The organism is Streptomyces sp. NPDC021012, from assembly GCF_044333355.1.
Taxonomy (GTDB): domain Bacteria; phylum Actinomycetota; class Actinomycetes; order Streptomycetales; family Streptomycetaceae; genus Streptomyces.
The window spans coordinates 70286-96653 of the sequence record NZ_JBIRQU010000004.1; the positions used below are offsets into that span (position 1 = coordinate 70286).

The 26368-nt window shown below is 72.6% G+C and carries 25 protein-coding genes and 1 tRNA gene; 23 read left to right on the forward strand and 3 right to left on the reverse strand.

Annotated features, from left to right (window positions below; translation table 11 throughout):
* Positions 1–580: 580 nt before the first annotated feature.
* The 15 genes from ACH4TP_RS14520 (at position 581) to ACH4TP_RS14590 (ending at position 12817) form a co-directional block, all read left to right on the forward strand.
* A complete protein-coding gene (locus ACH4TP_RS14520; RefSeq protein ID WP_398437942.1) occupies positions 581–1081 on the forward strand; it encodes a transcriptional regulator in 501 nt (166 codons plus the stop codon).
* Between the two features lie 180 nt (positions 1082–1261).
* Positions 1262–1528 carry a DUF6284 family protein gene (locus tag ACH4TP_RS14525; protein ID WP_398437944.1) on the forward strand — a complete coding sequence of 89 codons (267 nt, stop codon included), beginning with the start codon at positions 1262–1264 and terminating at the stop codon, positions 1526–1528.
* Positions 1525–1863, forward strand: a complete 339-nt coding sequence (locus ACH4TP_RS14530; protein WP_398437945.1) for a hypothetical protein — start codon at positions 1525–1527, stop codon at positions 1861–1863. The genes ACH4TP_RS14525 and ACH4TP_RS14530 overlap by 4 nt, the downstream gene beginning before the upstream one ends.
* The gene (locus ACH4TP_RS14535; RefSeq protein ID WP_398437946.1) at positions 1860–2864 is read left to right on the forward strand and encodes a DUF2637 domain-containing protein; all 1005 of its coding nucleotides are present in this window, start codon (positions 1860–1862) and stop codon (positions 2862–2864) included. Before ACH4TP_RS14530 ends, ACH4TP_RS14535 begins: the two co-directional genes overlap by 4 nt.
* Positions 2861–3190 (forward strand): hypothetical protein, encoded by a 330-nt coding sequence (locus ACH4TP_RS14540; RefSeq protein WP_398437948.1) that lies wholly within the window; start codon positions 2861–2863, stop codon positions 3188–3190. The genes ACH4TP_RS14535 and ACH4TP_RS14540 overlap by 4 nt, the downstream gene beginning before the upstream one ends.
* A gap of 14 nt (positions 3191–3204) precedes the next feature.
* Positions 3205–3441 (forward strand): hypothetical protein, encoded by a 237-nt coding sequence (locus tag ACH4TP_RS14545; protein ID WP_398437950.1) that lies wholly within the window; start codon positions 3205–3207, stop codon positions 3439–3441.
* Positions 3438–5069, forward strand: coding sequence for a hypothetical protein (locus tag ACH4TP_RS14550; RefSeq protein ID WP_398437952.1), 1632 nt, complete (start codon positions 3438–3440; stop codon positions 5067–5069). Before ACH4TP_RS14545 ends, ACH4TP_RS14550 begins: the two co-directional genes overlap by 4 nt.
* Positions 5070–5071: 2 nt before the next feature.
* Positions 5072–7177 carry a hypothetical protein gene (locus ACH4TP_RS14555; RefSeq protein ID WP_398437954.1) on the forward strand — a complete coding sequence of 702 codons (2106 nt, stop codon included), beginning with the start codon at positions 5072–5074 and terminating at the stop codon, positions 7175–7177.
* A gap of 214 nt (positions 7178–7391) precedes the next feature.
* Positions 7392–7901 (forward strand): hypothetical protein, encoded by a 510-nt coding sequence (locus tag ACH4TP_RS14560; RefSeq protein WP_398437956.1) that lies wholly within the window; start codon positions 7392–7394, stop codon positions 7899–7901.
* A 10-nt stretch (positions 7902–7911) separates the two neighbouring features.
* On the forward strand, positions 7912–8268 hold the full coding sequence (locus ACH4TP_RS14565) for a hypothetical protein (RefSeq protein WP_398437958.1): 357 nt from the start codon (positions 7912–7914) through the stop codon (positions 8266–8268).
* Positions 8269–8297: 29 nt separating this feature from the next.
* Entirely contained in the window at positions 8298–8627 is a 330-nt protein-coding gene (locus ACH4TP_RS14570) for a hypothetical protein (protein ID WP_398437960.1), read from the forward strand.
* A gap of 80 nt (positions 8628–8707) precedes the next feature.
* The gene (locus tag ACH4TP_RS14575) at positions 8708–9667 is read left to right on the forward strand and encodes a bifunctional DNA primase/polymerase (RefSeq protein ID WP_398437962.1); all 960 of its coding nucleotides are present in this window, start codon (positions 8708–8710) and stop codon (positions 9665–9667) included.
* 176 nt (positions 9668–9843) lie between these two features.
* Entirely contained in the window at positions 9844–11034 is a 1191-nt protein-coding gene (locus ACH4TP_RS14580; RefSeq protein WP_398437964.1) for a DUF3631 domain-containing protein, read from the forward strand.
* Positions 11035–11219: 185 nt separating this feature from the next.
* Complete coding sequence (locus ACH4TP_RS14585) at positions 11220–11417, forward strand: helix-turn-helix transcriptional regulator (protein ID WP_398193821.1); 198 nt, start codon at positions 11220–11222, stop codon at positions 11415–11417.
* Positions 11417–12817: a tyrosine-type recombinase/integrase gene (locus tag ACH4TP_RS14590; RefSeq protein ID WP_398437966.1), complete on the forward strand. Its 1401-nt coding sequence runs from the start codon at positions 11417–11419 to the stop codon at positions 12815–12817. Before ACH4TP_RS14585 ends, ACH4TP_RS14590 begins: the two co-directional genes overlap by 1 nt.
* A 168-nt stretch (positions 12818–12985) precedes the next feature.
* Here ACH4TP_RS14590 and ACH4TP_RS14595 read toward each other — a convergent pair.
* Positions 12986–13058, reverse strand: a tRNA-Arg gene (locus ACH4TP_RS14595).
* A 301-nt stretch (positions 13059–13359) separates the two neighbouring features.
* Here ACH4TP_RS14595 and ACH4TP_RS14600 point away from each other — a divergent pair.
* The 8 genes from ACH4TP_RS14600 (at position 13360) to ACH4TP_RS14635 (ending at position 22614) form a co-directional block, all read left to right on the forward strand.
* Positions 13360–14979 carry a dynamin family protein gene (locus tag ACH4TP_RS14600; RefSeq protein WP_389222033.1) on the forward strand — a complete coding sequence of 540 codons (1620 nt, stop codon included), beginning with the start codon at positions 13360–13362 and terminating at the stop codon, positions 14977–14979.
* A 1-nt stretch (position 14980) separates the two neighbouring features.
* Positions 14981–16930: a GTPase gene (locus ACH4TP_RS14605; RefSeq protein ID WP_398437969.1), complete on the forward strand. Its 1950-nt coding sequence runs from the start codon at positions 14981–14983 to the stop codon at positions 16928–16930.
* A 193-nt stretch (positions 16931–17123) separates the two neighbouring features.
* Complete coding sequence (locus ACH4TP_RS14610; RefSeq protein ID WP_389222031.1) at positions 17124–17582, forward strand: single-stranded DNA-binding protein; 459 nt, start codon at positions 17124–17126, stop codon at positions 17580–17582.
* A 225-nt stretch (positions 17583–17807) separates the two neighbouring features.
* Positions 17808–19247, forward strand: a complete 1440-nt coding sequence (locus tag ACH4TP_RS14615) for an LAETG motif-containing sortase-dependent surface protein (RefSeq protein WP_398437971.1) — start codon at positions 17808–17810, stop codon at positions 19245–19247.
* Between the two features lie 227 nt (positions 19248–19474).
* Positions 19475–21139, forward strand: a complete 1665-nt coding sequence (gene ettA, locus ACH4TP_RS14620; protein WP_389222027.1) for an energy-dependent translational throttle protein EttA — start codon at positions 19475–19477, stop codon at positions 21137–21139.
* Between the two features lie 7 nt (positions 21140–21146).
* Positions 21147–21572, forward strand: a complete 426-nt coding sequence (locus tag ACH4TP_RS14625; protein ID WP_389222025.1) for an acyl-CoA thioesterase — start codon at positions 21147–21149, stop codon at positions 21570–21572.
* Positions 21569–22231 (forward strand): hypothetical protein, encoded by a 663-nt coding sequence (locus ACH4TP_RS14630; protein ID WP_389222023.1) that lies wholly within the window; start codon positions 21569–21571, stop codon positions 22229–22231. Before ACH4TP_RS14625 ends, ACH4TP_RS14630 begins: the two co-directional genes overlap by 4 nt.
* On the forward strand, positions 22228–22614 hold the full coding sequence (locus ACH4TP_RS14635; protein ID WP_398178757.1) for a GNAT family N-acetyltransferase: 387 nt from the start codon (positions 22228–22230) through the stop codon (positions 22612–22614). Before ACH4TP_RS14630 ends, ACH4TP_RS14635 begins: the two co-directional genes overlap by 4 nt.
* Here ACH4TP_RS14635 and ACH4TP_RS14640 read toward each other — a convergent pair.
* Complete coding sequence (locus tag ACH4TP_RS14640; protein WP_389222019.1) at positions 22611–23573, reverse strand: ABC transporter ATP-binding protein; 963 nt, start codon at positions 23571–23573, stop codon at positions 22611–22613. The genes ACH4TP_RS14635 and ACH4TP_RS14640 overlap by 4 nt on opposite strands.
* Complete coding sequence (locus ACH4TP_RS14645) at positions 23570–26365, reverse strand: FtsX-like permease family protein (protein ID WP_398438448.1); 2796 nt, start codon at positions 26363–26365, stop codon at positions 23570–23572. Before ACH4TP_RS14645 ends, ACH4TP_RS14640 begins: the two co-directional genes overlap by 4 nt.
* Between the last annotated feature and the right edge of the window lie 3 nt (positions 26366–26368).

Genomic DNA, 26368 nt, shown 5'->3' on the forward strand with positions numbered 1-26368 from the left:
AGGGACTTGACGATGCGAACCCTCCTCCGCATGATGAGGAACAGGTAGTACATGTGCCTCATCGGGCTTCGGCTCGATGAACCGTGCTGCCCAACGCCCGGAGAGGCTCGTGAAACGACTTCGAAGGAAGCGTCCGTTGGCTTGAGAACTGAACAGTGGACACACAGAACGACAGGCATCTGCGACAAGCCGCAGGCCCTGCCGCACGAGCAGCAAGCACCTTGCTCCGGGCCGCCTCTTTGGGCTGGCTGAGGAGTCCTCGACGTGCGGTGAGACAAGGGCAGAGATCGCGATCTACGCCATGCACCCATGTCCGCCCCAATGGAGGCCGACGTGAAGCGACGAAGACCCTGGGCGCCGCCCCCGCTGGACCGGCGGAGCGGCCGCGCCCACCGCGTCACCTGACCACCGCAGCCTTTCGGCTGCGGCCGGTTGCCTCCTCCGCCAGTCCGGACCCCACACGGGGTTCCGTACGGGCGGGGTCGAGGGGAGCCGGAGAAACCGCTCCAACGGCGAGAACCCCCGGTGCTGGAACACCAGGGGTTCGTTCGGGCCGTTCCTCGCTGGAAGGAACACACCCATGAACTCCATCGCGGCACTTCAGTCGGCTATTACGGCCGCCACCTTCGCCGCCGTGTTCGTCGCCCTCTACGTCGCGCACTCCGTGGGCGACCACTGGGTTCAGTCGAGTTGCCAGGCTGCCACCAAGGGCCAGCCTGGCTGGACCGGACGGTTCGCATGCGGCCGGCACGTCCTCGGCCTGACTCTCACCAAGCTCGTGGTCCTCCTCCCCGTGGCGCTCGTGCTCGATCTGCCGCTGACCGTCCTCGGCACGATCCTCGGCCTGGGCCTGGATGCGGTCAGCCACTACTGGGCTGACCGCCGGACCACGCTCAAGCGGCTCGCGGACCGGGTCGGCAAGGCGGAGTTCTACAGCCTTGGCACCCCGGCGCACCCGGGCCACCCGACCACCGCGAATGGCGAGTACGCACCGACGCTCGGGACGGGCGCGTACGCCCTGGACCAGTCCTGGCACCTGTTGTGGCTCGGCGTCGCCGCCCTCCTCATCGCGACCGTCTGAACAGCCCCCTCCGCAGCCACCCGGCTGTGGCCGGTTGCCTCCTCCGCCCGTCCGGGCCCCGTTCGCGGGGTTCCGTACGGGCGGGGTCGAGGGGAGCCGGATGGTTCCAACGGCGAGAGGTCCCGGAGTTGCAGCTCCGGGACCTCGTTCGGGCCGTTCCTCTCTGGAAGGAGCAGACCCTTGAAGTCCATCATCACACTCCCCGCCACCAGCGGGGCCCTGGCGTTCGACGGTGAGCCGTCGGGCGTGGAGCTGGACGCGATCGAGCAGGAGATGCCGCTGATCCTGGCGGAGGTCGAGCTGCTGGACGCGCAGATCAAGACGCTGGACCGTCCGGCCGTGAAGCTGGACGAGCGGCGGATCCGCCGGGCCCGTAACCGGGTGGTGGCGGCCCGCCGGGACCTGGCGAACCGCGTCGGCGTGGTGCGGGCGGGCGGTGCCGCGTGAGGGCCGGGACGCTGGCGGACCTGTCCGCCCCGCTGCTGGCGCTGCGGCTGCTGGCGGCGGAGTTCTCGCACCTGCCGGCGCCGCGCGTGGGGGTCTCGCCGCTCTACCCGGAGCGGCTGGAGCTGACGTTCCACGACGACTTCGCCGGTTTCGAGGCGTGGCGTGAGGCCCTGAGCATCGCCCCCGAGTCGGTCGTTCACCGCGTTCAGTGCGACGGCCGGACCGGCGTCCTGAACGTTCACGTCACGTTCGCGGGGGCCGACCTGGAGCTGACCGGCTACGGGAAGATCCCGGCCGTCGAGCCGGTGTCCTCGGGTGCGGGGGTGCTGTCGTGAACGGTGTTCAGATCCGTTCAGCGGAGCAGGCCCTGAGCGTGGGCACGTGGCTGATCGTGAGCGGGGCGATGCTCTTCTCGGTCCTCACGGTCACGCCGCTGATGCGGGCCCACACCCCCGACGGCTGGGCGTGGACGGCCCCCATCCTCCCGATCGTCGTGGACGCGGCCGTCGTCATCGTCGTCCGTCTCGACTCCGTCCTCGCCCGCCTCGGTGGGCACGGCGGCCGGTGGCCCATCGCGCTGCGGTGGATGACCGGCGGCATGACCCTGGCCCTGAACATCGGCGACTCCGCCCTGAAGAAAGACCTGGTCGGAGTCGCGGTCCACTCGGTGGCACCGCTGCTGCTGATCGTCACGGCCGAGACCGGCCTCGCCTACCGCACGGCCATCACGAACGCGCTCACGGCCATCCAGGAGCGTGAACGGGCCGACCGGGCGGCGCGGGAGAAGGCCGCCGCCGAGCGCGCCGAAGCGGCCGACAGGCGGTCCCGTGAGAAGCGGGAGTTCGAGGCCCGGATGGCGCGTGAAAAGCGTGAACACGAAGCCTCTCTGGTCCGTGAACAGGCCGAGCGGGAGGAGCGTGCCCGGCGGGAGGAGCGCGAGCGGGCCGAGGCCGCCGAGAGGGCGGAGCGGGAGACGCGTGAACGCCGTGAACGCGAGCGTGAACAGCAGCGCGTGGAGCGTGAACGCCTTGAACGCGAGGCCGCCGTACGCGCCGAACGCGAGCGCCGGGACCGCGAGGCGGCCCGGCAGCGTGAACAGCGTGAACGTGAGGAGCGGGCCGAGCGTGAACGCGCCGCCCTCCTCGCCGCCGGGCCCGCGCCGGTGAAGCAGTCCGAGGAGCAGGCCCGCCAGACCGTGGCCGCCGCGTACGCGACCGGGGTGCCGGTGCGGCAGGCGGCCGAGCTGTGCGGCTGGTCGGTCGGCTGGGTTTCCACCCGCTACCAGGAACTGCGCGACACCACCCCCGCCCGCTCCCTGGAAGGAGCCGCGCAGTGAAGCTCTCCCCGAACACCACGATCCGTCGGCACAACGCGGTGATGGCGGGTGCCGGACTGGTGGCCGTCGCCTGCGGCATGGCGGTCGCGCTGCGGCTCGACGCGTACGCGGTGCCGTTCTGGCTGTCGGTACCGTGCGGCTACGCGATCACGTCGGGGCTGCTCTCGCTCGCGTCCCGCGCGGTCGGCGCCCTTGGCTCGGTGACCTACGCGTGCACGGTGCCGGGCTGCACGTTCTCCGCCCGCCTGCGCTGGGCCGGTGCGGCCGAGTGCAGGCGCTGGCAGGAGGCCGCCACCCACCCCCAGCACCTCATTCCCCGTTCGTGACCTGGAGGTTCCTCATGCAGAACAACCAGCCCCAGGGCACGCACATGTACGCGCTGTCCCTGCAGAACAGCCAGATGAGCGCGTGCACGGTCTCTGGCACCTACACCCCGCCGCCCGGGACCACCCGGTTCGACATCCTGACCCAGCTCCGGCTCGACGCGGTGCGCCAGTACCCGTCGATGGAGGGTTCCATCGTCGTGTACTTCGCCCTGGAGCCCAACGCCGTGACCGGCGAGGGGGTGGACCGGTGACGGACCTCAGCACCGAGCCGATCCTCACGGACACGGCCCCCGTTCCCCCCACCGACCCGGCCCCCAGCCCCGCACCGGAAACCTCCGAGCCCGTGGGGAAGGCGGGTGTGGAGCACACGGCGGGCGGCTGGCCGGTCGTCCCCCTCGCCCTGACCGGCGCGAACGCCACGGTGACGCTGCTCGCCGGGGCCGCGCTGGTCGGCGGCCCGATTGCGGCGGCCGTCGCCGCGACCGGGGCCGTCGTCCTGGGCGCCACGACCGCCCGCACCCACAAGAACAACGCCCGGCAGGGCCGGCAGGCCAAGGCAGGCAAGACCGGCACCACATCGGCCGGGAAGTCGGCCGGCGGGTCGGGCCGTGTCCCGTCCCAGCCCAAGCGCGGTTCCACCTCCGGGACCCGGACGGGCGCGGGTTCTCCCGTGTCGGGGAGGAAGACGGCTCGCTCGGGCGCCGCTGCGGGCACGCTCCGCTCCGCGAGCGGACCTGCGGCCGGTCGGCACGTAGGCCGGAAGGCGGGTGTCCCGGCCGCCGCACCGGCCGGGTCCGTCGCGAAGGTCTCCGGGCCGAAGGCACGGGTGTCTGGCCGCAGTTCGGACTCCTCGACGGTGAAGCCGCGGGGACGGGTCGGGCAGGTCAAGGCGCTGCGCGAGCAGGCCCGTTCAGTGCAGCCGTCGAAGGCCGGGCGGCGGGCGGACACCACGACGGCCCGCCGTCAGGTCGCCGACGCCCGCCGGGCTGCGAAGCACGACGCCCGCACGATGGCCGCCGCGAAGAAGGGCCCGGTCGGCCGGGCGGTCGCCCGGGGCACCGGCGCGGCGGGTAAGAGCCGCAGCGCCGCCGTGGAACGGCTCCGCAAAACCCGGGACACCTCGGCGGCCGGGAAGCTGGCCGCGCAGCGCTCCGAGGTCCGCAAGGCCCCCGCCCGGGCCAGGGCCCGTAAGGCGCTGTGGAAGTCCGCCGCCCGGTTCCAGGGCCGCCGCCTGCTCGCCGCCCTGCTCGCCGGAGCGCTCGGCCTCCTCGGCCTGGTCACCACCCCGCTCGGGCGCAAGCTCGGCTGGGCGTGGCTGCAGCACCCCGGCCGCCGCCTCTACGCCCGCCTGCTGAAGAAGGCGCGCGAGGAGCGGGAGGCCCGGGACCGGGTCACCCGCGCGGAGCTCGTGGTCCTGGAGGCCGTCGCGGACGCCGAGGCCGCCGACGAGACGGACCAGATCGGGGACACCGCCGAGCGTCCGGCCGGACTCGTCCCCACCACCCCCACCAGTGAGAACAGCGAGGGAGAGATCGTGTCGGGTTTCCGGTTCGAGGAGCACGCGGCGGAGATGGAAGCCGCCGCCACCAGCTATGACCCCGAGAACGCCATGGAGATCCTCGCCATGGTCGAAGGCCTGCCCGCCGCGCTGACCAGCGTGGCGAACGTGATGAAGATCCTGGCCGAGCGCGCCGATTCGGAGTTCCCGCTGGAGAAGGAGATCGCCGACGGCTTCAACGACATCTTCGGCGCCCTCATGAGCGCGGTCGCGGTCGCCGAGGACATGGGCCCGCTGTTCCGCACCGCGCACGAGCAGGACATCGCCCGCCACGAGGACCCGCGCAACGGGCCCGAGGCCGAGAAGGGATGGAACGTCTGACCATGGCACCCACCACCGCCACCTCCACGGGGCCGGTGTGGGACTGGGCGGCCGGTCACGGACCCGTGACCGGCGCCCTGTCCGCCACCACCGGAGCCCTCGCCCTGGCCACCACCGGCGCCGCGACCGGGATGCCCGCCGGATGGGCCCTGGCGGCCGGCGCCGCCGGAGCCATCGGCCACACCGTCACCAGCCTGCGCGAGCGTCTCGCCGCCCGCACCATCGCCATGCGCGCCGCCTCCTGGCTCCTGGGCGCCGGGTGGACCACCTGGGCCATCACCAGCGGCCCGCTGACCTGGACCGCCCTGGGCTCGCTGGCGACCCTCGGGGTCGGCATCGGCGCCGCCGCCCGCTCCACCCTCCTGCACGAGGAGGCCCGCGAGTTGGAGGCCCTCGCGGCCGCCGAACGCCAGGTCTCCCGCGAGCTGTCCGCCGAGCGGCGGGCGATCGCCGCCGAGTGGGTCGACCGGATCCAGCGGGTGTGCGGCGGCATCACCCTGCGCGTCCTCGCGGTGGAGATGTGGCCGACCGGCACCGGGTTCACCATCGACGCCGAACTCCCGCCGGGCGGAACCACCTACGAGCGGATCGCCCAGTATGCGCCGCAGCTGTCGGCCGACGCCCGCCTGCCGCACGGCTGCACCGCCACCGCCTCGCAGGGCATCGACCAGGGCCGTGTCCTGATCGACGTCACCACCGTGAATGTGCTGGCCGGGGAGATCGAGTACCCCACCGACTACAGCCCCCTGTCGATCCACACCGGTCTGCCCTGGGGCGTCCGGCCCGACGGGCGGGAGGTGCGGGTCTACCTGCGCGAGCAGTGCGCGCTGGTCGTGGGGCCGACCGGGTCGGGCAAGACCAACTTCGTCCACGACGTCCTCGCGGGGTTCGCCCGCGCCACTGACATCCTGACCTGGGTCATCGACCTCAACGCCGGTTCCGCCGGCCTCCCGTGGGTGCGTCCCGCACTCGCCGCCGACGGGGGCGGGGAGGCGGTGCGGCCCGGGATCGACTGGCTCGCCGCTTCCTACGAGGAGGCCATGGTCATGCTGGACGCGGCGGTGCGGGTCGGCAAGCACCGCAAGGTCGCCTACCAGGACCTCATGGCCCGCGCGAACACCGACCTGCTGCCTGTCTCCGCGCAGATCCCGCAGATCATGCTCGTCATCGACGAGGGCGCCGAGATCCTGACCAGCAGCGATCCGAAGATGCGCAAGCTGGCCGCGAAGATCCTGGAGGTCATCCGGTTGCTGCGGGCGATGGGCCTGCGCACCGTGCTGACCGCCCTGGGGGCGACCGGGTCGGTGCTGGGCAACCTGATGATCCGCCGCGAGGCCAAGGCCCGGGTCTGCCTGACCGGCGGAGAGGTCGAGGGCATGGACCTGTCCAAGGTCTTTCCCGGCGCACGCGGCCTGAAGGTTACCCAGGCCCCCTACAAGGGCGCCGGGTTCATGGGCACGCCGGAGTCTCCGGCCGGACTGTTCAAGTCCTGGCGGATCAAGCCCAACCAGATTGCCGACATCGTCCGTGCCACCTCCGCCCTCCATCCCCGCCTGGACGCGGAGTCGGCCAAGGCCGCCGGCCCCGACTACGCCCGCCGCTGGGATGCGGCCCGCACCGCCTGGATGCACGGCACCCTCACTGCCGCGCCGGAGACCGCCACCGGCACTGAGGAGACCCCGAAGCGGCCCGGACTCAACCTCTCCGCCCACCGCGACCAGCAGCCTCCCACCGCCCCGACCGGCGCTGTGGACGCGGACGCGCTCGCGGCCGAGTTCATGGCCCAGATCGACGCTCAGTTCGGCACCACCACCGAACCCGGTGCCGGAACGGACGACGGGCAGCCGCCCTCGACGGGTGGCGGGCTGAACCTCTCCGCACTCCGCAAGGACCGCGAGGAGCTCGGCGGCCCGGACTGGCTGCCGACGGCCATCGCCGCGATCCAGGCCGCCGGGCCGGACGGCATGAAGCCCTCCGCCGTCGCTGACACCGTCGGACGCAGCCGCCATGCCGTCCGGGCCGTGCTCAAGGCGGCGGCCGAGCGGGGCGAACTCGTCTACCGCGACCGGGGTCCGCACTCCGTCTACGTCCACCCCGACCACGCCTGACAGCCGCACAGAGAGCTACTGGACAGTGGCCACTGGAAACTTTCCACTAGCCAGTAGAGAGCCCCTCTACTGGACAGCAGGGGCCTTGAACTGGGCTGTTTCCACTATCCAGTAGCCACTGTCCACTGACCACTAGACCCACACAGCGTCACCGACCCGAGCGGGCGGCACCTCACCGAGAGGCGCCGCCCGCCGCCGTTGAAGGGACTCCGTTGTGTACTCCGACACCCCGTACGAGATCACCCCCACCACCCCCTACCCCGGCCCCTTCGACCGCCCGACCGAGGTGCGGCGGCCGGTGATCCTGCCCGCCGAGATCCCGCCTGGCGTCGACTGGGTCACCCTCCCCAGCGGGGTCCGCACCCTCGCCTACACCCACCCCACCCCGCCGCCCACGCCGGTCCCGGCCGGGCAGCCGATTCCGGCGTGGGCCAAGACCACCGCCCTGCTCGCCCCCACCGTCGGCGGCGGGATCGCCGCCGCCGGCATCGGACTCTCCTACGCCGCCCCGGGACTCATCGCCATGAGCCACGCCCTGTGGTCCGCCGCCGCCCTCGTCGTCGCCGCCGTCATCGCTGTCCCCGTCCTGCTCCGCACCGCCCGCCGGGCCGCGACCGGTACCGGTACCGGCAGCAGCGGACCGGGGTCGACGACGCACATCACCCAGAACATCACCGCGACCGGACTGTTCGGCCGCGCCAACGGCACCATCAACAACAGCTGAGGAGATCACTGTGTGCCAGTTCGCCGAGCGCCGCATCGACACCGCGACCACCGTCACCCGCGCCGGTCTCGAAGCCCTCCTGTTCCAGGCCAGGTCCGGCCTGAACTGGGCCGACCGACAGCACCTCCTCCACCGCCTGTGCGAGCCCGAGAACGGCCACAAGGCGCTGCTCCCGCTCCTGGCCGAACTCATCGCCGTCACCCGGGACACAGTGCGCGAGTGGAACACCAACCACGAGGCCGCGACCGCGACCCTCGACCAGGCCGCCGCCCACGTCGCCGACCTGACCGAACTCCTCACCACCGCACGCACCCTGCTGACCCCCGCCGCCCGGCTCGACATCCTCACCCCGCCCGACGGCCGGTAGGACCCGGGGCCGTGGAACGGGTCCCGTGCTTGAACTGGGGCGACAGCAGCCACTTCGACCGCACCCGGGACCTGCCGTGCTGCCTGTGCGGCAGGCCCACCCCGCTGCGGTCTCACGACAAAGAGCCCGTCCACAAGGTGTGCGCGGAGGAGTGGAACGCCACCCGCCCGGGTGAGCCCCGCCGCTACACCCCGCCGGACAAGAAGAACCCGGATCGCCCGCAGCACGACATGGGCACCTGGCGCTTCCACAACGACGGCCCCACTACCCCGGTCCTGTCCCGCCCGATCGGCACCGCGACCTCGCCGTACCGCGAACCGGGCGACGACGACGGCGACCTCACCCTGTTCGCCGTCTGACAACGCCGAAGGCGGCCCCCTCACGCCAATGACCGGGGCCGCCCTCATCTCCCGATCCCAAGACCTGGAGGTCTCCCAGCATGACCCAACCCGCCCCCATTCCGCGAGAGGCCGGCGGCACCCCGCTCATCGACCTGCCGGGGCTCGACCTGCTCGCCCACGCCATTGCGGCCGCCGAGCGCGGCTGGCACGTCTTCCCCCTCCGCCCCCGGGACAAGCGGCCCGCCGGCCACGCCGCCGCCCGCTGCCCCGGCACCGGCCGGTGCGCGACCGGGCACCGCACCCCGGAGCAGCGCGCCACCACCGGCCACGACCTGCTCGCCGCCGCCTGGACCCACGCCCCGTACAACATCGGCATCGCCACCGGGCCGTCCGGGCTGCTCGTGGTCGACCTCGACACGGTCAAAGAGGAAGAACCGAAAGGAACGCCTGACGGCGTGACTACCTTCCAAGCGCTCTGCGAGCGCGCCGGACAGACCGTCCCTGCCACCCACCGGGTGCGGACCGCACGCGGCGGGATGCACCTGTACTTCACCCAGCCCGACGGGGCCCGGCTCGGCAACACCGCCAAACGGCTCGGGACACACATCGACACCCGGGGCTGGGGCGGATACGTCGTCGCCCCCGGCAGCCACACCCCCGACGGCACGTACGAGATCCTCGACGACCGCCCGCCGGTCCCGCTCCCGGACTGGCTCCACACCCAGCTCACCTCCCCGCGCGAGACCGCCCACACCCCGGCCCCGGCTCTGGTCGTCGCCCGCAGTGGCGGGACCCGCGCCGCCGAGGTGGCCCTGGAGCGCGAGACCGCCACTGTCCGGGCGGCCCAAGAAGGCGGCAGGAACGCGCAGTTGCTCGCTTCCGTGCGCGCGGTGGGGCGGTTCGTCGCATGGGGCGACATCCCCCGGCACGTGGCCGAGGAGGCTTTTCAAGCGGCGGGGGAGACGGCCGGACTGCCCGCGTCCGAGTGCCGCGCCACGATCCGTAGCGCGCTGGACTGGTCCATTCGCACCGCCCGCCCCCGGCCGGCCGCAGCATGAGCCGCCCCGAATCCCCCGCCTTGAAAAGCCTCATCCTTGCTGGTCACCGTCCCGCAGACGCCGAGCAGACCTCGCGCCGGGATGCCGTGGGCGCCCCGAAGGGCGTCGCCGAAGGCGTCCTTCTTGGTTCTGACCCGCACCCGACCGACGACGCCCCCAACCGGAGGGACACCCCGATGCCCGAGTCCATCGACGGCGCAGCCCTGCTCGACGAGGTAGAAGCCTTCCACCGTCGCTTCAACGTCTTCCCCCGCGAGGGCGCCTACGTCGCCGTCGCCCTGTGGGACGCCCACGCCCACCTGCTCGACTGCTTCGACTCCACCCCGCGCCTGGCGTTCCTCTCCCCGGAGCCCGGCTCCGGCAAGTCCCGGGCCCTGGAAGTCGTGGAGACCCTGGTTCCCCGGCCGATGCTCGCGGTGAACGCGCGGGCCGCCGCCCTGTTCCGGTCCGTCTCCGACTCCGCCGGACGGCCCACGATCCTCTACGACGAGATCGACACCGTCTTCGGGCCGAAGGCCGGGGACAACGAGGAACTCCGGGGCTTCCTCAACGCCGGACACCGCCGCTCCGGCGTCACCTACCGGTGCGTCGGAGACGGCGGCAACCAGACCGTCGTGGAGTTCCCCTCCTACAGCGCCGTCGCCGTCGCCGGACTCGGCTACCTCCCCGACACCATCACCACCCGCTCCGTCATCATCCGGATGCGCCGCCGCGCCCGGAACGAGAAGGTCGAGCCTTTCCGTCAGCGGCTCCACGAGGCCGAGGGCAACAAGCTGCGCGACCGGCTCGCCCAGTGGGCCGAGCAGGTCCACCAGGACATCGCCGGGCGCTGGCCCGAGATGCCCGACGGCGTCACCGACCGGGCCGCCGACGTCTGGGAGCCCCTGCTCGCCGTCGCGGACGCGGCCGGCGGGGCCTGGCCCGAGCGGGCCCGTGCCGCGTGCGTGGAGCTGGTCAACGCCGCCCGCGCCGACGACAAGGGATCCGTCGGCATCCGGCTGCTCACCGACCTGCGCGACCACGTCATGGTCGGTATCGACCGGCTCCCCACCGTCGCGATCCTCGACCGGCTCTGCGCGCTGGAGGAGGCGCCCTGGTCCGACATGGCCGGGCGCCCGCTCGACTCCCGGGGCCTGGCCAAGATGCTCGGCGAGTACATGACGGCCGACAACACCCCCATCAAGGCCCGGAACATCAAGACCGCCGGCGCCGTCCTGAAGGGCTACTACGCGGCTGATCTGTACGACGCCTGGGAGCGCTACTGCCCCCCTGTCCTGCTGAGGGCCGCTACTTCCGCTACCGCCGCTACCCCGCAGGTCAGAGAGCCGGAAACGGTAGCGGAAGAGCTCTTCCCGTCCGCTACCTGATCCGCTACCCCGCTACCGGTCCCGGCGCCTCAGCCCGGGGCCGGTAGCGGATTCATCCGCTACCGCTACCCCGTCCGCTACCTCCGGTCATGACCCTGACCAGGGCAGTAGCGGAGGTAGCGGAAGTAGCGGACCTGACAGGAAGGGGCCGAGGGCCCCGCTCCACCGCGATGAGGAGTCCGGTCATGGCCAGCACGCCCAAGACCCGCGCGATGCTCACCGTCCCCGAGCTGTGCGACGAACTCGGCATCACCCGCTCCACCTTCTACGACTGGCGCCAGAAGCAGCGGGCCCCCCGCTGCATCAAGCTCCCGAACGGCGGCATCCGTGTGCGCCGGGTCGACCTTGAGATCTGGCTGAACGAGTGCGAGGACGCTGCTTGATGGACACGACGTACGACGTGAAGTTCTGGAAGACCTCCGTGTACGAGGGGCAGAAGAAGACCACGTACACGGTGCGCTGGGAGCTGGAGGGCAAGGAGTGGCGGAAGCCGTTCAGCACCGTCGCCCTCGCCGATTCCTTCCGGGCAGGGCTCGTGTCCGCCGCCCGCAAGGGAGAGGCGTTCAGCCTCTCCACCGGTCTGCCCGTCTCGTACCTGTCCCGGGCGGCCGGCGTGAAGTGGTACGACTTCGCGATCCAGTTCGTTGACCTGCTCTGGGAGCGAACGTCCGCGAACAACCGGCGGAACGTGGCGAAGGCTCTCACGCCCGTCACGATCGCCTTGCTCCGCTCCCAGCCGACGGCGTTCAAGGGTGTGGAGGTGCGCCGCGCGCTCCGGGAGTACGCCTTCAACACCCTCAAGCGGGACCAGGCTCCGCCGGAGGTCGCCGTGATCCTGCGCTGGGTGCAGCGCAACTCGCTCTCCATGGCCGCCTGGGAGGACGAGAACACCGTGGAGACGGCGCTGCGTGCCGCCGGGGTGAAGCTGGATGGCACGCCCGTGGCCGCCAGCTCGGCCCGGCGGACCAAGCGCATCCTGAACGTCCTCTTCGAGCACGCCATCAAGAAGAAGGTGCTCAAGGAGAACCCCCTCCCGAAGGGGAAGGGCGCGAGCACCACTGCGGCGAAGACGTCATCCGCCGTCGACAAGCGGTCGCTGCTCAACAGCGAGCAGGCCGCCAAGCTCCTCGGCTGGGTCTATGCCCGGCCGAGGGGTGGCCGGCGGCTGCACACCTTCTTCGCCGCGATGTACTACGCCGGCGCCCGGCCCGAGGAGGTCGTGGCCATCGACGTCGGGGACGTACGCCTGCCTGCCGCCGACGCCGAGGACCAGTGGGGCGAACTCCTGCTCCACACCGCCCACCCCGAGGTCGGCAAGCAGTGGACGAGCACGGGCGAGGTCCGCGAGCAGCGCGGACTCAAGGGGCGGGCCGCCGACGACACGCGCACGGTTCCCTGCCGTCCTGCCCTGACTCGGATCCTCCGGGCCCACATCGAGAAGGAGGGGCTCAAGCCCGGGGATCTGCTGATGCAGGGAGAGAAGGGCGGGGACCTCGCGGGGTCTGTGATCCGGCGAGCGTGGCGGCGGGCTCGAAAGGAAGTGCTCACGTCGTACGAATTCGGGACCCCTCTCGGTCGCCGCGTGTACGACCTCCGGCACACCTGCCTGACGAACTGGCTCAACGCCGGCGTCCCCGCCGCGACCGTGGCCGAGTGGGCAGGCAACAGCGTGCCCGTGCTCCTGGCCACGTACGCCCGCTGCATCGACGGGCAGCTCGATGACCTGAAACAGCGGATCGAGAAGGCGGGGGAGCTCCCGGACCCGGCCGCGTCGAGGGGCTGAAAACTTCCCCGCGTATTCTCCGCAGCCACCCGCAGAAACCCGGAATCAGCCGGACACCGCCGGACGCGCCCCGACCCCGTCAAGGGGTGCGTCCGGCGCCTCTGGCGCCCACCCGAAACCGCACCTGACCAGCAAAAAGGCCCCTCCCGAAGGAGGGGCCTCGCTGTGCGCCCCCGGCAGGACTCGAACCTGCGGCCAAGTGCTTAGAAGGCACCTGCTCTATCCACTGAGCTACGGGGGCCGGGTGGTGGCCGTGTGGCCAGGAGCCCCTGGTGGGTGGGGTGTGCCTGCCGGGACAAGGATAGGGCTCCGATGGCCTTGGCCTGGTTGCTTCACCTGCGTGGCACGATGTGGAGGTTCGGTGAAGCGAACCGATAATCGCAGGCAGGTGCGATTCGCGCAGCGCTTTTCGCGCCGCTCGGGGCGGGTGTTGTGCACTCGTTATGCCCGACCTTCCGGTCACCACCCTTCTCTTCGGCGCGCAGGGTCGTAATAGGCTTCAAAAACACTCATAAATTGGGCATTCTTCGCATGTGGTGACCTTGGACGAACGGCCTCAGCTGATCGACGCACTCTCCGCCCTGCGCGACCGAGTCGCCGCCGTGCGTCTCCCGCTGCCCCTCCCGGACACGCCCCGCGCCCGCCAGACCCGGACCGAGCTGCTCGCCCAGCTGGACGACTACCTGGTGCCCCGTCTGAAGGATCCCGACGCCCCGCTGCTCGCCGTCGTCGGGGGATCGACCGGGGCCGGGAAGTCCACCCTCGTCAACTCCCTTGTCGGGCGCCGCGTCAGCGAGGCGGGGGTGCTCAGGCCCACGACCCGGACGCCGGTGCTCGTGTGCCATCCCGAGGATCACCACTGGTTCGCCGGAATGCGGGTCCTCCCGCAGCTCACCCGCGTGTGGCTGCCCCAGGCCGACGAGGACCACCCCGTCGACGAACCCGCCCCCGAGGAGAACGCGCTCCGCGTCGAGACGGCCTCCTCGCTGCCCCGGGGGCTCGCCCTGCTCGACGCCCCCGACATCGACTCCCTCGTCGTCGAGAACCGGCTCCTCGCCGCCGAGTTGATCTGCGCCGCCGACATCTGGGTGATGGTCACCACCGCCTCGCGGTACGCCGACGCCGTGCCCTGGCACCTGCTCCGTACCGCCAAGGAGTACGACGCCACCCTCGTCACCGTCCTCGACCGCGTCCCCCACCAGGTCATCGGCGAGGTCTCCCGCCAGTACGGGGCGCTGCTCGACAAGGCGGGTCTCGGCCACGTACCCCGGTTCACCATCCCCGAGCTGCCCGAGTCCACGGGCGGCGGCAGCGGGCTGCTGCCCGAGAACGCCGTCGCCGAGCTGCGCGGCTGGCTCGCCCACCGCGCCCTGGACCCGGCCGCCCGCCAGCAGGCCGCCGACCGGACCGCCTCCGGCGTCATCGACTCCCTCGACGCCCGGCTGCCCGAACTCGCCGGCGCGGTCGCCGCCCAGTACGCCACCGCCGTCCGCCTCGGCGGCGTCGTCGAGGCCGCGTACCGGGAGCAGGGCAGGCGGGTCCGCAAGGAGCTCGGGCGCGGCGCCGTCCTCGCGGGCGACGCCCGCACCCGCTGGCGCGGCTACCCCCGCGACAGCACCGCCGACGAGCTCCTGGACGCCCTCGCCGAATCCCTCGCCGCCCTCCTCCACTGCGCGGTCTCCGCCGCCGAGGAGCACGTCCGGGACACCTGGCGCCGCGAACCCGCCTCCGAGGCCCTCGGCCCCCTGCGGGCCGGTGGCGACCGGGAGGTGGCGGAACGTATCGGCGTGGAGGTGCGCCGCTGGCGCCGCGTGCTCGAAGAGCTGGCCGAGGAGGAGGTGCGCGAGGTCGAGCGCCCCTCCGGTTCGCGCGCGGCCCGCGCCGCCGTACCCGAGCCCGACACCGTCGCCACCCTCCTCGCCGCCTCCCTCCTCGGCGGCCGCCGCGCCCGCGCCGCCGGCGAACGCCTCGCCGAACTCCTCGGTGCCCAGGCCGCCCTGCGGCTGCGCGACAAGGGCGGCGAGCTCGTCCTCTCGTACGTCGACCGAGTCCTGCACGCCGAGCGCGACCGGCGCCTCGCCCCCCTCGAAGCGCTCGACGTGACCCCCGAGCCGCAGGCGGAGCTGATCGCCGCGCTCTCCGTACTGCAGAAGGAGAAGTGACGTGGGTGACGTGGTTGATGACGGGCGTCGGTCCGGACGCGAGCCCGGACGCGAGCGTGACGGGCGGCGCGGGCGCGATCTCGAACGCGGTGTCGAGCGCGGTGCCGAGGGTGGTGCCGGACGTGGTGCCGAGGGTGGTGCCGGACGTGGTGTCGAGCGTGGTGCCGGACGTGGTGTCGAGCGCTGGGACGACGGGCTGATCGCGCGGCGGGCCGCCGAGCGGACCGCCGTCACCGAGGAGAAGCCGAGCGGGCCGCCCGAGGAGGACGTCCTGCCGTCCTTCGGCGGCAGTTACGGCGGGCCGCTCCGCAGCCGCCTCGACGCCCTCCACGAGCTCGTCGGGCTCTCCCGCGCCCGCGTCGAGAGCGAGGCGCTCGCCGAGGCGGGGCGCGTCCTCGACGAGGCCGCCGCCCGACAGCGGCTCTCCTCCCGGCACACCGTGATCGCCATCGCCGGAGCCACCGGAAGCGGCAAGTCCACCCTCTTCAACGCCCTCGCCGGCGTCCCCGTCTCCGAGACCGGACTGCGCCGCCCCACCACCTCCGCGCCCATCGCGCTCAGCTGGTCCGAGGGCGCCGCCGGGCTCCTCGACCGGCTCGCCGTCCCCAGCAGGCTGCGCCGCCGCCCCCTCGCGGGGGGTGCCGCCGACGCCGAGCTCCAGGGGCTCGTCCTCGTCGACCTGCCCGACCACGACTCGGCCGTCACCGCCCACCGCGACCAGGTCGACCGGGTCCTCGGCCTCGTCGACGCCGTGATCTGGGTCGTCGACCCCGAGAAGTACGCGGACGCCGCCCTCCACGAGCGCTACCTGCGGCCCCTCGCCGGGCACGCCGAGGTCACCTTCGTCGTCCTCAACCAGATCGACCGGCTCGGCACCGAGGCCGCCGACCTCGTCCTCGACGACCTGCGCCGCCTCCTCGACGAGGACGGCGTGGCGCTCGGCGAGCACGGCGAGCCGGGGGCCACGGTCCTCGCGCTCTCCGCGCTGACCGGCGAGGGCGTGCCCGAACTGCGGGAACTCGTCGCCCGGTTCGTCCAGGAACGCACCGCTCCCGAACGCCGCCTCGCCGCCGACATCGACGCCGCCGCGGCCCGGCTGCGCCCCGCGTACGTCGCCGACGGCCGGTCCGGCCTCGACGAGCGGTCCAGGGACGCCTTCACCGACCGGCTCGCCGTCGCCGTCGGCGCCCAGGCCGCGGGCGAGGCCGCCGAACGGGTCTGGCGGCGCGGCGCCATCCGCGCCTGCGGCACCCCCTGGCTGCGGCTCTACCGCTGGTACGAGCGGCAGCGCGCGCACGGCCTCACCGACCCCCGTCCGGAGGTCCCCGTCGAGGACGAGCTGACGGCCCGCCAGCGCGTCGAGCAGGCCGTGCGGATCGTCGCCGACGAGGCCTCGCGCGGGCTCCCGACGCCCTGGGCGCAGGCGGTCCGCGAGGCGGCCGCGCGCGGGGCCGAGGGGCTGCCGGAGGCCCTGGACGAGCTGACGGTCTCCCTCGGGGACCCGGCGGCCCGACCGCCCAGGCCCGCCTGGTGGCCCGCGGCCGTCCTCGCGCAGGCGGTGATGACGCTCCTGCAGGTCTTCGGCGCGCTCTGGCTGGTGGCGCAGATCGTCGGCGTCGTCGAGCCGGGCCTGCTGCCGCCGGTCCTCGTGATGCTCGGCGGGATCATCGGCGGTCCGCTGGTCGAATGGGCCTGCGAGGGCGCCGTGAAGGGCCCGGCCCGCCGGTACGGGCAGGAGGCCGAACGCCGCCTGCGGGAAGCGGCCGCGGCCTGCGGCCGGGCCCGGGTCCTCGACCCGGTGGCGGCGGAGCTCGTGCGCTACCGGGAGGTGCGCGAGCAGTACGCGACGGTGGTCGGCGCGCGGCCGTCGGCGGCCGCCCGGGTGGTGGGCGGAAGCCGCCCCGGTACGAGGCGGCTGGGCGCGACGCGGGCGGGGGCGCGAGGGAGGTAGCGAGGCCCGGGATGCCCGTTTCCCACCCTTCCGGGTGAGGGAGTTGTCCCCAGGTGCGCGGCTGTCCACAGGCCCGAGCGAGGTCCGCCCGATCGCCTCAGCATGGTTCCCACGGGGTGTCCACGCAGCCGGACACCAGGGCACGGGACGCCGGGGCACAGGGCGTCAGGGCACAGAGAGAGTGGGGGCGACCATGAACGACACGACCGTGACGCTCGTCGGCAACGTGGCGACGGCGGTGGAGTACCGGGACACGGTGGCCGGAGGGGTGGCCCGCTTCCGGTTCGCGGTGACGGCGCGCCGCTGGGACCGGGAGCGGGGCCTCTGGTCCGACGGGAACACCAGCTTCTACACGGTGTCGGCCTGGCGCTCGCTCGGGGCCAATCTCGCGGCCTCGGTCTCCGTCGGCGAACCGCTGGTGGTGCACGGACGGTTGAAGGTCCGCGAGGAGGAGTACGAGGGGCGGCGCAAGACCTTCGTGGACGTGGACGCGGTGGCCGTGGGGCACGACCTGAACCGGGGGACGGCGGCCTTCCGGCGCGCCCCGAGGGTGGAGCGGGCAGGGCCCGAACCGCAGCCCGAGCAGGACCCGTGGACGGTGGCGGCGGAGGAGGGGACGGCCGTGACTCCGCAGCTGGTAACCGCTTCCTGACCTTGCGTTGTGGCGATTTGTCGACGAACTCGCCCCGGTGATAACGATTCCGATTCGGAATGGTTATCTGACCGTACGACAGGGCACCGGGGCGTTTCGCGTCCCTAGGATTCCCGAATACTCGTGCGGCACATGAGCCCATTGAGTCTGTGAGTTCTGCTGGCGTGCGCTCCCCCCACGCGAATCGACCAAGTTCGCGGAGCGTCTCGCCCGGAGGGGAATCCAATGTTTTCAGTTCGTGGGCGTGGCGTTGCCCGTCTGGCAGCCACGATCCTGGTCTCCGGCCTCGTCGCGACCGGTGCGATAGCGACCGCCGGTCCGGCGCTGGCCGACGAGGGCGCCCCGGGCGCCGGCGGTGTCACGGCGAAGTTCGGTGGTTTCACGGCGGACAAGGGCTCCATCGAGATCACCGAGAAGGACGGCGCCAACGAGCAGGACGGCACCAAGTGGTCCGTCAGCGGTGGTCTGTTCAAGATGGAGGTCGACGGCGGGGGCACCCTCTTCACCTACTGCATCGACCTCCGCACCGAGGCGAAGCACGACTTCGACTACAAGGAAGTCGGCTGGGACCAGTCCTCCCTGCACAACAACAAGAACGCGGGCAAGATCCTCTGGATCCTGGAGAACTCCTACCCGAAGCTGTCCGCCGAGACCCTCGGCGACAAGGTGGGCGTCGACCTCTCCAAGGGTGAGGCCGCCGCCGGCACCCAGGCCGCGATCTGGACCCTCTCCGACGACGTCTACGCGACGCCGAAGGACGAGGACGCCGAGAAGCTGAAGGAGTACCTGCTGGAGAAGGCGGTCGAGCTCGACGAGCCGACGGCCTCCCTCAGCCTCTCCCCGGCCACCGTGTCGGGCAAGCCCGGCGAGAAGCTCGGCCCGATCACCGTCACCACCAACGCCACCGCCAAGCTCGCGACCGCCCCGGGCGCCCCCGCCGGCGTCCAGGTCGTCGACCAGGCCGGCAAGCCGGTCACCGACGCCAAGAACGGTGACAAGGTCTACCTCGACGTCCCCGCCGGCACCGCCGACGGCACCGCCGACCTGACCGCCGAGGCCACCACCAAGGTCTCCCTCGGCCGCGCCTTCGTCTCCATCGACGGCCCCTCGCAGACCCTGATCCTGGCCGGCTCCAGCGACTCCACCGTCACCGCCAAGGCCTCCGCCACGTGGGCCAAGAAGGGCGCCGTCCCGTCCGTCTCGGTCGCCAAGGACTGCGCCAAGGGCGGCCTGGAGATCATCGCCGGCAACAAGGGCAACGAGGCCTGGACCTTCGACCTGAAGGGCACCTCCTACACGGTCGCCGCCGGCGAGACGAAGACCATCACGGTCCCGCTCGCCGAGGACGAGGCCTACAACTTCACGATCACCGGCCCGAACGGCTTCAAGGAGACCTTCGAGGGCGTCCTCGACTGCAAGACGGCCACCCCCGGCCCGAAGCCGTCCGAGACCCCCTCCACCACCCCCTCGGCGACGCCCTCCACCCCGTCGACCACCGGCACCACCGGTGACACCACGGGCGGCACCACGACCGGCGGCGGCGACCTCGCCGAGACCGGCAGCTCCAGCGCCACCCCGATGATCGCCGGCATCGCCGCCGCGCTCGTCGTGGTCGGCGGCGGCGCGGTGTTCTTCCTCCGCAAGAAGAAGACCACCGGCCAGTAGTCCCAGGCCCCGCCGCACCACCCCGCACGACCCCGCACGACCCCGGAGCGCACCCGCGCCCGGGGTCGTCGCGCGTCCGCGGCGGCGGACGGTGACCGGACCGCTACGAAAGAGGGTTCGGGAACCCGCAGGTCAGAGGGGTCGCCGCCTACTGGTTGGCTCCCAGGGGTGGCCGTCAGGCAAGATGGGGTGTATCTGCCCACTCACTCCTTGCCGGACGGTTTCTCTTGGCTGAGTACATCTACACGATGCGCAAGACGCGCAAGGCGCACGGCGACAAGGTCATCCTCGATGACGTGACGCTGAGCTTCCTGCCGGGCGCGAAGATCGGTGTGGTCGGCCCGAACGGTGCCGGTAAGTCCACCGTGCTGAAGATCATGGCCGGCCTGGAGCAGCCGTCCAACGGCGACGCGTTCCTGTCGCCCGGTTTCTCCGTCGGCATCCTCATGCAGGAGCCGAAGCTCGACGAGAGCAAGACCGTCCTGGAGAACGTCGAGGACGGCGTCGCCGAGATCAAGGGCAAGCTCAACCGGTTCAACGCGATCGCCGAAGAGATGGCGACCAACTACACCGACGAGCTCATGGAGGAGATGGGCAAGCTCCAGGACGACCTGGACCACTCCAACGCCTGGGACCTCGACGCCCAGCTGGAGCAGGCCATGGACGCGCTGGGCTGCCCGCCCGGCGACTGGCCGGTCAACAACCTCTCCGGTGGCGAGAAGCGCCGCGTGGCGCTCTGCAAGCTGCTCCTGGAGGCCCCCGACCTGCTGCTCCTCGACGAGCCCACCAACCACCTCGACGCCGAGTCGGTGAACTGGCTGGAGCAGCACCTCGCCCAGTACAAGGGCACCGTCGTGGCCATCACCCACGACCGGTACTTCCTCGACAACGTCGCCGAGTGGATCCTGGAGCTCGACCGCGGTCGCGCCCACCCCTACGAGGGCAACTACTCCACCTACCTGACCAAGAAGTCCGAGCGGCTCAAGGTCGAGGGCCAGAAGGACGCCAAGCGCGCCAAGCGGCTCAAGGAAGAGCTGGAGTGGGTGCGGTCCAACGCCAAGGGCCGTCAGGCCAAGTCGAAGGCCCGTCTCGCGCGCTACGAGGAGATGGCGGCCGAGGCCGACAAGATGCGGAAGCTGGACTTCGAGGAGATCCAGATCCCGCCGGGCCCGCGCCTGGGCTCCATCGTCGTCGAGGTCGAGAACCTCTCGAAGGCCTTCGGCGACAAGGTCCTCATCGACGACCTGTCCTTCACGCTGCCGCGCAACGGCATCGTCGGCGTCATCGGCCCGAACGGCGCCGGCAAGACCACGCTCTTCAAGATGCTCCAGGGTCTGGAGACCCCGGACTCCGGCACCGTCAAGGTCGGCGAGACCGTCAAGATCTCGTACGTCGACCAGAGCCGCGCCAACATCGACCCGAAGAAGACGCTGTGGGCCGTCGTCTCCGACGAGCTCGACTACATCAACGTCGGCCACGTCGAGATGCCCTCCCGCGCGTACGTCTCCGCGTTCGGCTTCAAGGGCCCGGACCAGCAGAAGCCGGCCGGTGTGCTCTCCGGCGGTGAGCGCAACCGTCTGAACCTGGCGCTCACCCTCAAGCAGGGCGGCAACCTGCTGCTCCTCGACGAGCCCACCAACGACCTCGACGTCGAGACCCTGTCCTCCCTGGAGAACGCCCTCCTGGAGTTCCCGGGCGCGGCCGTGGTCATCTCCCACGACCGCTGGTTCCTGGACCGGGTGGCCACCCACATCCTCGCGTACGAGGGCGACTCGAAGTGGTTCTGGTTCGAGGGCAACTTCGAGTCCTACGAGAAGAACAAGATCGAGCGCCTCGGCCCGGACGCGGCCCGTCCGCACCGCGCCACGTACAAGAAGCTGACCCGAGGCTGATCACCTCATGGCTCGGCACATCTACAGCTGTCCCCTGCGCTGGTCGGACATGGACGCCTTCGGGCACGTCAACAACGTCGTCTTCCTGCGGTACCTGGAAGAGGCGCGGATCGACTTCATGTTCCGGCTGGCGCCGGGGGACGGTTCCCCCTCGTTCTCCGGCGGGTCCGTCGTGGCCCGGCACGAGATCGACTACAAGCGGCCGCTGGTCCACCGGCACGAGCCGGTGACCATCGAGTCGTGGGTCACGAAGATAGGCGCGGCGTCGCTGACGATCGCCTACGAGATCAAGGACGCCGACGTCGTGTACGTCCGGGCGTCCACGGTCGTCGTGCCCTTCGACCTGGAGGCGCAGCGCCCGCGGCGGATCACCGACGAGGAGCGCGAGTTCCTCCAGGAGTACGTCGACGACGGGATGTCGTCCGCCGCATGACCGTGCTCGCTCCGCTGCACTTCGCCGACCCGAGGGAGGCGGCGGCCCTCGCCGCCTTCCTCGGCCGGCTGGTGCACTACGACCGCGCCGCCGCCGTCCGCCTCCAGGCCGGTGGAGGGGCGCTGGCCGTCTTCGGGCGGCCGCCGTCGTTCGAGGTGCTCGCGATCCGTACGGCCCGCCTCGTCGACGCCGTCGACCTCGACGTCACCGTCTCCGCCGGTGAACTCCTCGACGGCATCGAGGAGTCGGCGGGCAAGGCGGTCGTCCCCGACTCCGTGACCGGCCCGCCGTGGGCCGGTGTCCTCCCGCCGCGCGGCGGCTGGAAGCCGGTCCCCGGCCTTCCCGACGTCGCCGCGATGCGGGGCGCCGTCGCCGCCGCCGTCGGCGAGTTCCGTACGCGGGACGAGGCGCTGCCGGAGGAGCGGCGCACCCGGGCCGGGCGCGACGCCCTCGGCCGCGAGATCTGGTCCCGCACCCTCGGCACCACCGGCCTGCCGCTGCGCGCCGTGCACGCCGCCCAGTCGCTCGGCTTCCTGCCGCCGGGGGAGGCGCCGGTGGCGCTGTTCGCCTCCGGGCCGTGGCTGCGGCTCCGTACCCCGTACGGCTCGATCGCGCTGCGCACCGGATCCTCGATCTCGCTGGGAGTCGCCCCCCGATGACCGACGTCGAGGTCGACGGGCCCCTCTCCGGGGACGAGCTCAACGCCCTCTTCCACGCCTCCTGGCCCGGGCATCAGGACACCGACTTCGGTCCCGTCCTCGCCCGGAGCCTGCTGCGGGTCACCGCCCGCCGGGCCGGGGAGCTCGTCGGGTACGTGAACGTCGTCGGGGACGGCGGCGTCCACGCGTTCCTGCTCGACACCACCGTCCACCCCGACGAGCGCCGCCGGGGGCTCGGCGTCGCGCTCGTACGGGCCGCCGCCGAGGCCGCCCGGGGGCGCGGCGCGCACTGGCTGCACGTGGACCACGAGCCGCACCTCACCGGTTTCCACGAGCGGTGCGGCTTCCGGCCCACGGCGGCCGGCCTCATGGACCTGACCTAGGACCTGTCCGCGTCGTCCGGCCACACCCCGATGTGGTCCTGCTCCAGTTCGAGGGCCACCCGGTGCTCCATGCCCAGGGACTCCGTGTACTCCGCCGGGAGCTGGAGCCGGCCCGCGCGGTCGAGCATCGCGTACTCCCGCGCCACCAGCGACTCCTGGCCCTGAGCGTCGACCTCGGTGCGGCGCAGCACCTCCGAGGAGGTGCGGCCGTCGCGGATGGCGACGGTGCGGCGGACCTCGGAGGCGACGGCCTGGTCGTGGGTGACGATGACGATCGTCGTGCCCAGCTCCTCGTTGGCGCGGCGGAAGGCCGCGAAGACCTGCTCGCCGGTGGCCGAGTCCAGCTCGCCCGTGGGCTCGTCGGCGAGGAGCACGGCCGGGTTGTTGGCCAGGGCGACCGCGATGGCCACCCGCTGCTGCTGGCCGCCGGAGAGCTGGTGCGGGCGCCGGTCGCGGATCTCCGAGATGCCGAGCATGGCGAGGAGTTCCTCGGCGCGCTCCGCCTTCTGCTTCGAGCGGCCCCGCAACTGCATGGGCAGCGCCACGTTCTGGGCGGCCGTCAGATACGGCAGGAGGTTGCGGGCGGTCTGCTGCCAGACGAAGCCGACGACCTCGCGGCGGTAGCGCAGCCGCGCCTTGCCGTCCATGCCGAGCAGGTCGCAGCCCGCGACCCGGGCCGCGCCGGCGGTCGGCACGTCCAGGCCCGCCAGGATGTTCATCAGCGTCGACTTGCCGGAACCGGAGGCGCCGACCAGGGCCATCAACTCGCCCTCCTTGACCAGGAGGTCGAGCCCCTGGAGCGCCTGCACCTCCACCCCGTCCGTGGTGAAGATGCGGACGAGCCGGTCGCAGGCGATGAGCGCGTCATGACCGTACGAGGGCCGGTCGCGGTGCGCCGTGGCCCGCCGCTCCAGCTCCTCCAGGGTCGTGTCGGACGGTGCGGTGCCGGTCTTCGTCATCGTGCGTCTCCTGCCCTGAGTTCCTTGATCGAGCCCCTGCGTCCCACCCACCACGCCTGTCCGACCGCCGCGAGCCCCGTGAGGACGACGACGGCGAGCGCGGGCAGCAGCAGCGACCACGGGTCCGCCCGCAGCGGGGCGCTGTCCAGCGGGGCGAGCCCCGGTGTCGTCGCGAGCGCGAGCCGGAACAGGTCGATGCCCGGGGCGAGCAGCGGCACCGTCGCCCAGCCGACCACCATGCCGCCGAGGGCCGCGAGGACCGCCTGCGGCAGCGCTTCGAGGCCGAGGAGCCGCCGCGCCTGCTTCCGGGTGAGGCCCATCGTCCGCAGCCGCGCGAGGAGCGTGTTCCGTTCGGGCGCGCTCTGCATCAGCGAGAGCAGCAGGGCGACGACGGCGAAGGCGGCGCCCGCGCCGATCGCGCCCAGGTAGATCCGCTCGGCGCCGGACTGGAGCGGCGAGTCCACGTAGGTGGCCCGCTTCTCGCTGCGGAGCGCCACGTCGAGCCTGGACGACTTCGCCCTGACGGCGGCGCGCAGCGCGGTGCCGTCGACCGGCCCCGTGACGAGCAGCTGGGTGTCCGCCCGGTGGGTGAGGTCGGCGCCGTTGACGAGGAGGAAGTCGGCGTCGTCCAGGGCCGGGGTGGTCGAGCGCACCGCGACCACCTTCACCCGGAAGACGCCGGCCGCCGCGAGGACGCGCATCGGGGCGCGGCCGAGCCGTTCGGCGACCTTCGGCGAGGCGATCGCGGGCAGCACCCGCTCGGTGTCCGCGACGGCGTCCTCGCCGCCCTTCCCGGTCGAGGCCAGCAGCCCGGCGGGGAAGGGGCCGAAGCCGGTCAGGTTCGCGAGCCGGGTGTACGAGCCGGGCTCGACGCCCACGAGCGGCGCGCTCATCGGCTGGTCGGCGGTCCCCCGGGCGGACGGCAGCTCGACCCCGTACTCGATCTGCACCGGGGCCACGTCCCGTACCCCGGCCAGACCGCGCACGGACTCGGTGAGTCCGGCGGGCAGCGGGGTCCATTCGACGTAGCCGCCGATCCGGGCGTCCGCGCCGGTCGCCAGGAGCGCCGCCCGGTCGCGGGCGTCGGCGACGCCCGCGAGGACGGAGCCGCCGAAGGCCGCCGTGGTCAGCGCGAGCACGAGGGCGAGCAGCGGGAGGGTGCCCGAGGACGGGGCGCGCCCGGCGCGGGCGAGGGCCAGCGGTCCGACGGCCCCGCGCAGCCGGCGGGCCGGGCGGGCCAGCCACCGCAGCGGCAGCGGGTAGATCCGTACGAGGACGGAGGCGGCGATCAGGCCGACGAGCACGGGCGCGGCGCTCACCAGCGGGTCGCCGGAGTCGCCGCCGTCGTCGGTGCCGCGCAGCCGCAGCGAGGCGACCGCGCCCACGGCGAGGACGAGCAGGGTGAGTTCGAAGACGGTGCGGCGCCGGGAGGGGCGCGCGGTGAGCAGGTCGTCGCGTCCGCCGTTCAGGCGCGGGCGCCGGTGGCGGACGACCGCCCGTAGGGGCAGGACGAGCATCGCGATCAGGGCGACGAGGACGGCGGCGAGGACGGAGGGGGCGAGGGGGATGCCGCCGGAGCCTCCGCCGGGCGGCCGGACGGTCGCCACGGCGAGGCCGAGGGCGAGTGCGGCGGCCGGCAGGGCGACGGCCGAGGTCTCGCCGAGCAGCCGCAGGCCGATGCCGGGGAGGGAGGCGCCGCGGGAGCGGAGCAGCGAGAGTTCGCTGTCGCGGCGGGTGACGAACAGGCCGCCGGTCATCGCGAGGACGACCGCGGCGACCGTGCCGACCCCGAAGACGGCGACGGCCACGACCGGGTTGATCGCCTCGCGCATCGAGCGGTACGAGTCGACGATCGCGTCGAGGTCGGTGGTGACGGCGGCGTTGCCCCCGACGGCCTTGCGGAGCTTGACCAGGTCGGGGCCGCTGGCCGTCGAGTCGAGGGCGGAGGCGAGCCGGTCGGTGTCCCGGCCGGTGAGGTGGCCGGCCGTCGGCATGTACCGGAAGAAGATCTCCGGCTCGCTGTTGGTGGCGAGGACGGCGGGCGCGGAGGCGGGGGAGAGGAGCAGCGCCCCCTGCCAGTAGTACTTCACCTCGTCGCTGATCTTCGCGGCGAACGCCGGGGTGCGCAGCAGCTGCTCGACGGCCCAGTACGGGGACCGGGGGGCGCGGGGTTCCACGATCCCGGTGATCGTGACGGCGAGCGGTTCCGGGCTGGTCTTGCGCGGTACGTGCACGACGGAGCCGGGCTTCAGGTGCAGGGACCCGGCGGTCTGCGTGGTCACGACGGCTTCCGGGGCGTCGGCCGTGCCCGCGGCGAGCCGGCCCTTCCGCAGGGTCGCGTGCTCGGCGAGACGGGACGGGGCGGAGAGCAGGAACTCCGGGAGGAGCCCGTCGGGCTGGGGCAGCCACGGGTCGAGTCCGTCGACGCGCTTGACCGTGCGGACGCCGTGGACGGTCTGCTCGGGGTCGGTGCGGATCGGCTCGGGCAGCAGCGCGCGCGCCTCGTCGCTCTTCCTCTGGATGAGGCCGGGGTCCAGGCCGGGACCCTGCTCGGACAGCGGGATCGGTGTCGTCAGTTCGAGGACGGCGTTGCGCGGTTCGGCGCTCAGGATGTCGTGCCGCAGGCCCTCCGTCTCGTACCGGTCGACCGCGCGCGGCAGCGCCGCCGCGAGGTACGCGGTGACCAGGACGAGCAGGGCGAGGGCGGCGGCGGCCCAGGGGGCGGTCCGCAGCCGGGTCCGCACCCAGGGCGCCACCGCGCGGGCGGGCTTGTCGGACCGGGACCGGGGCATGTC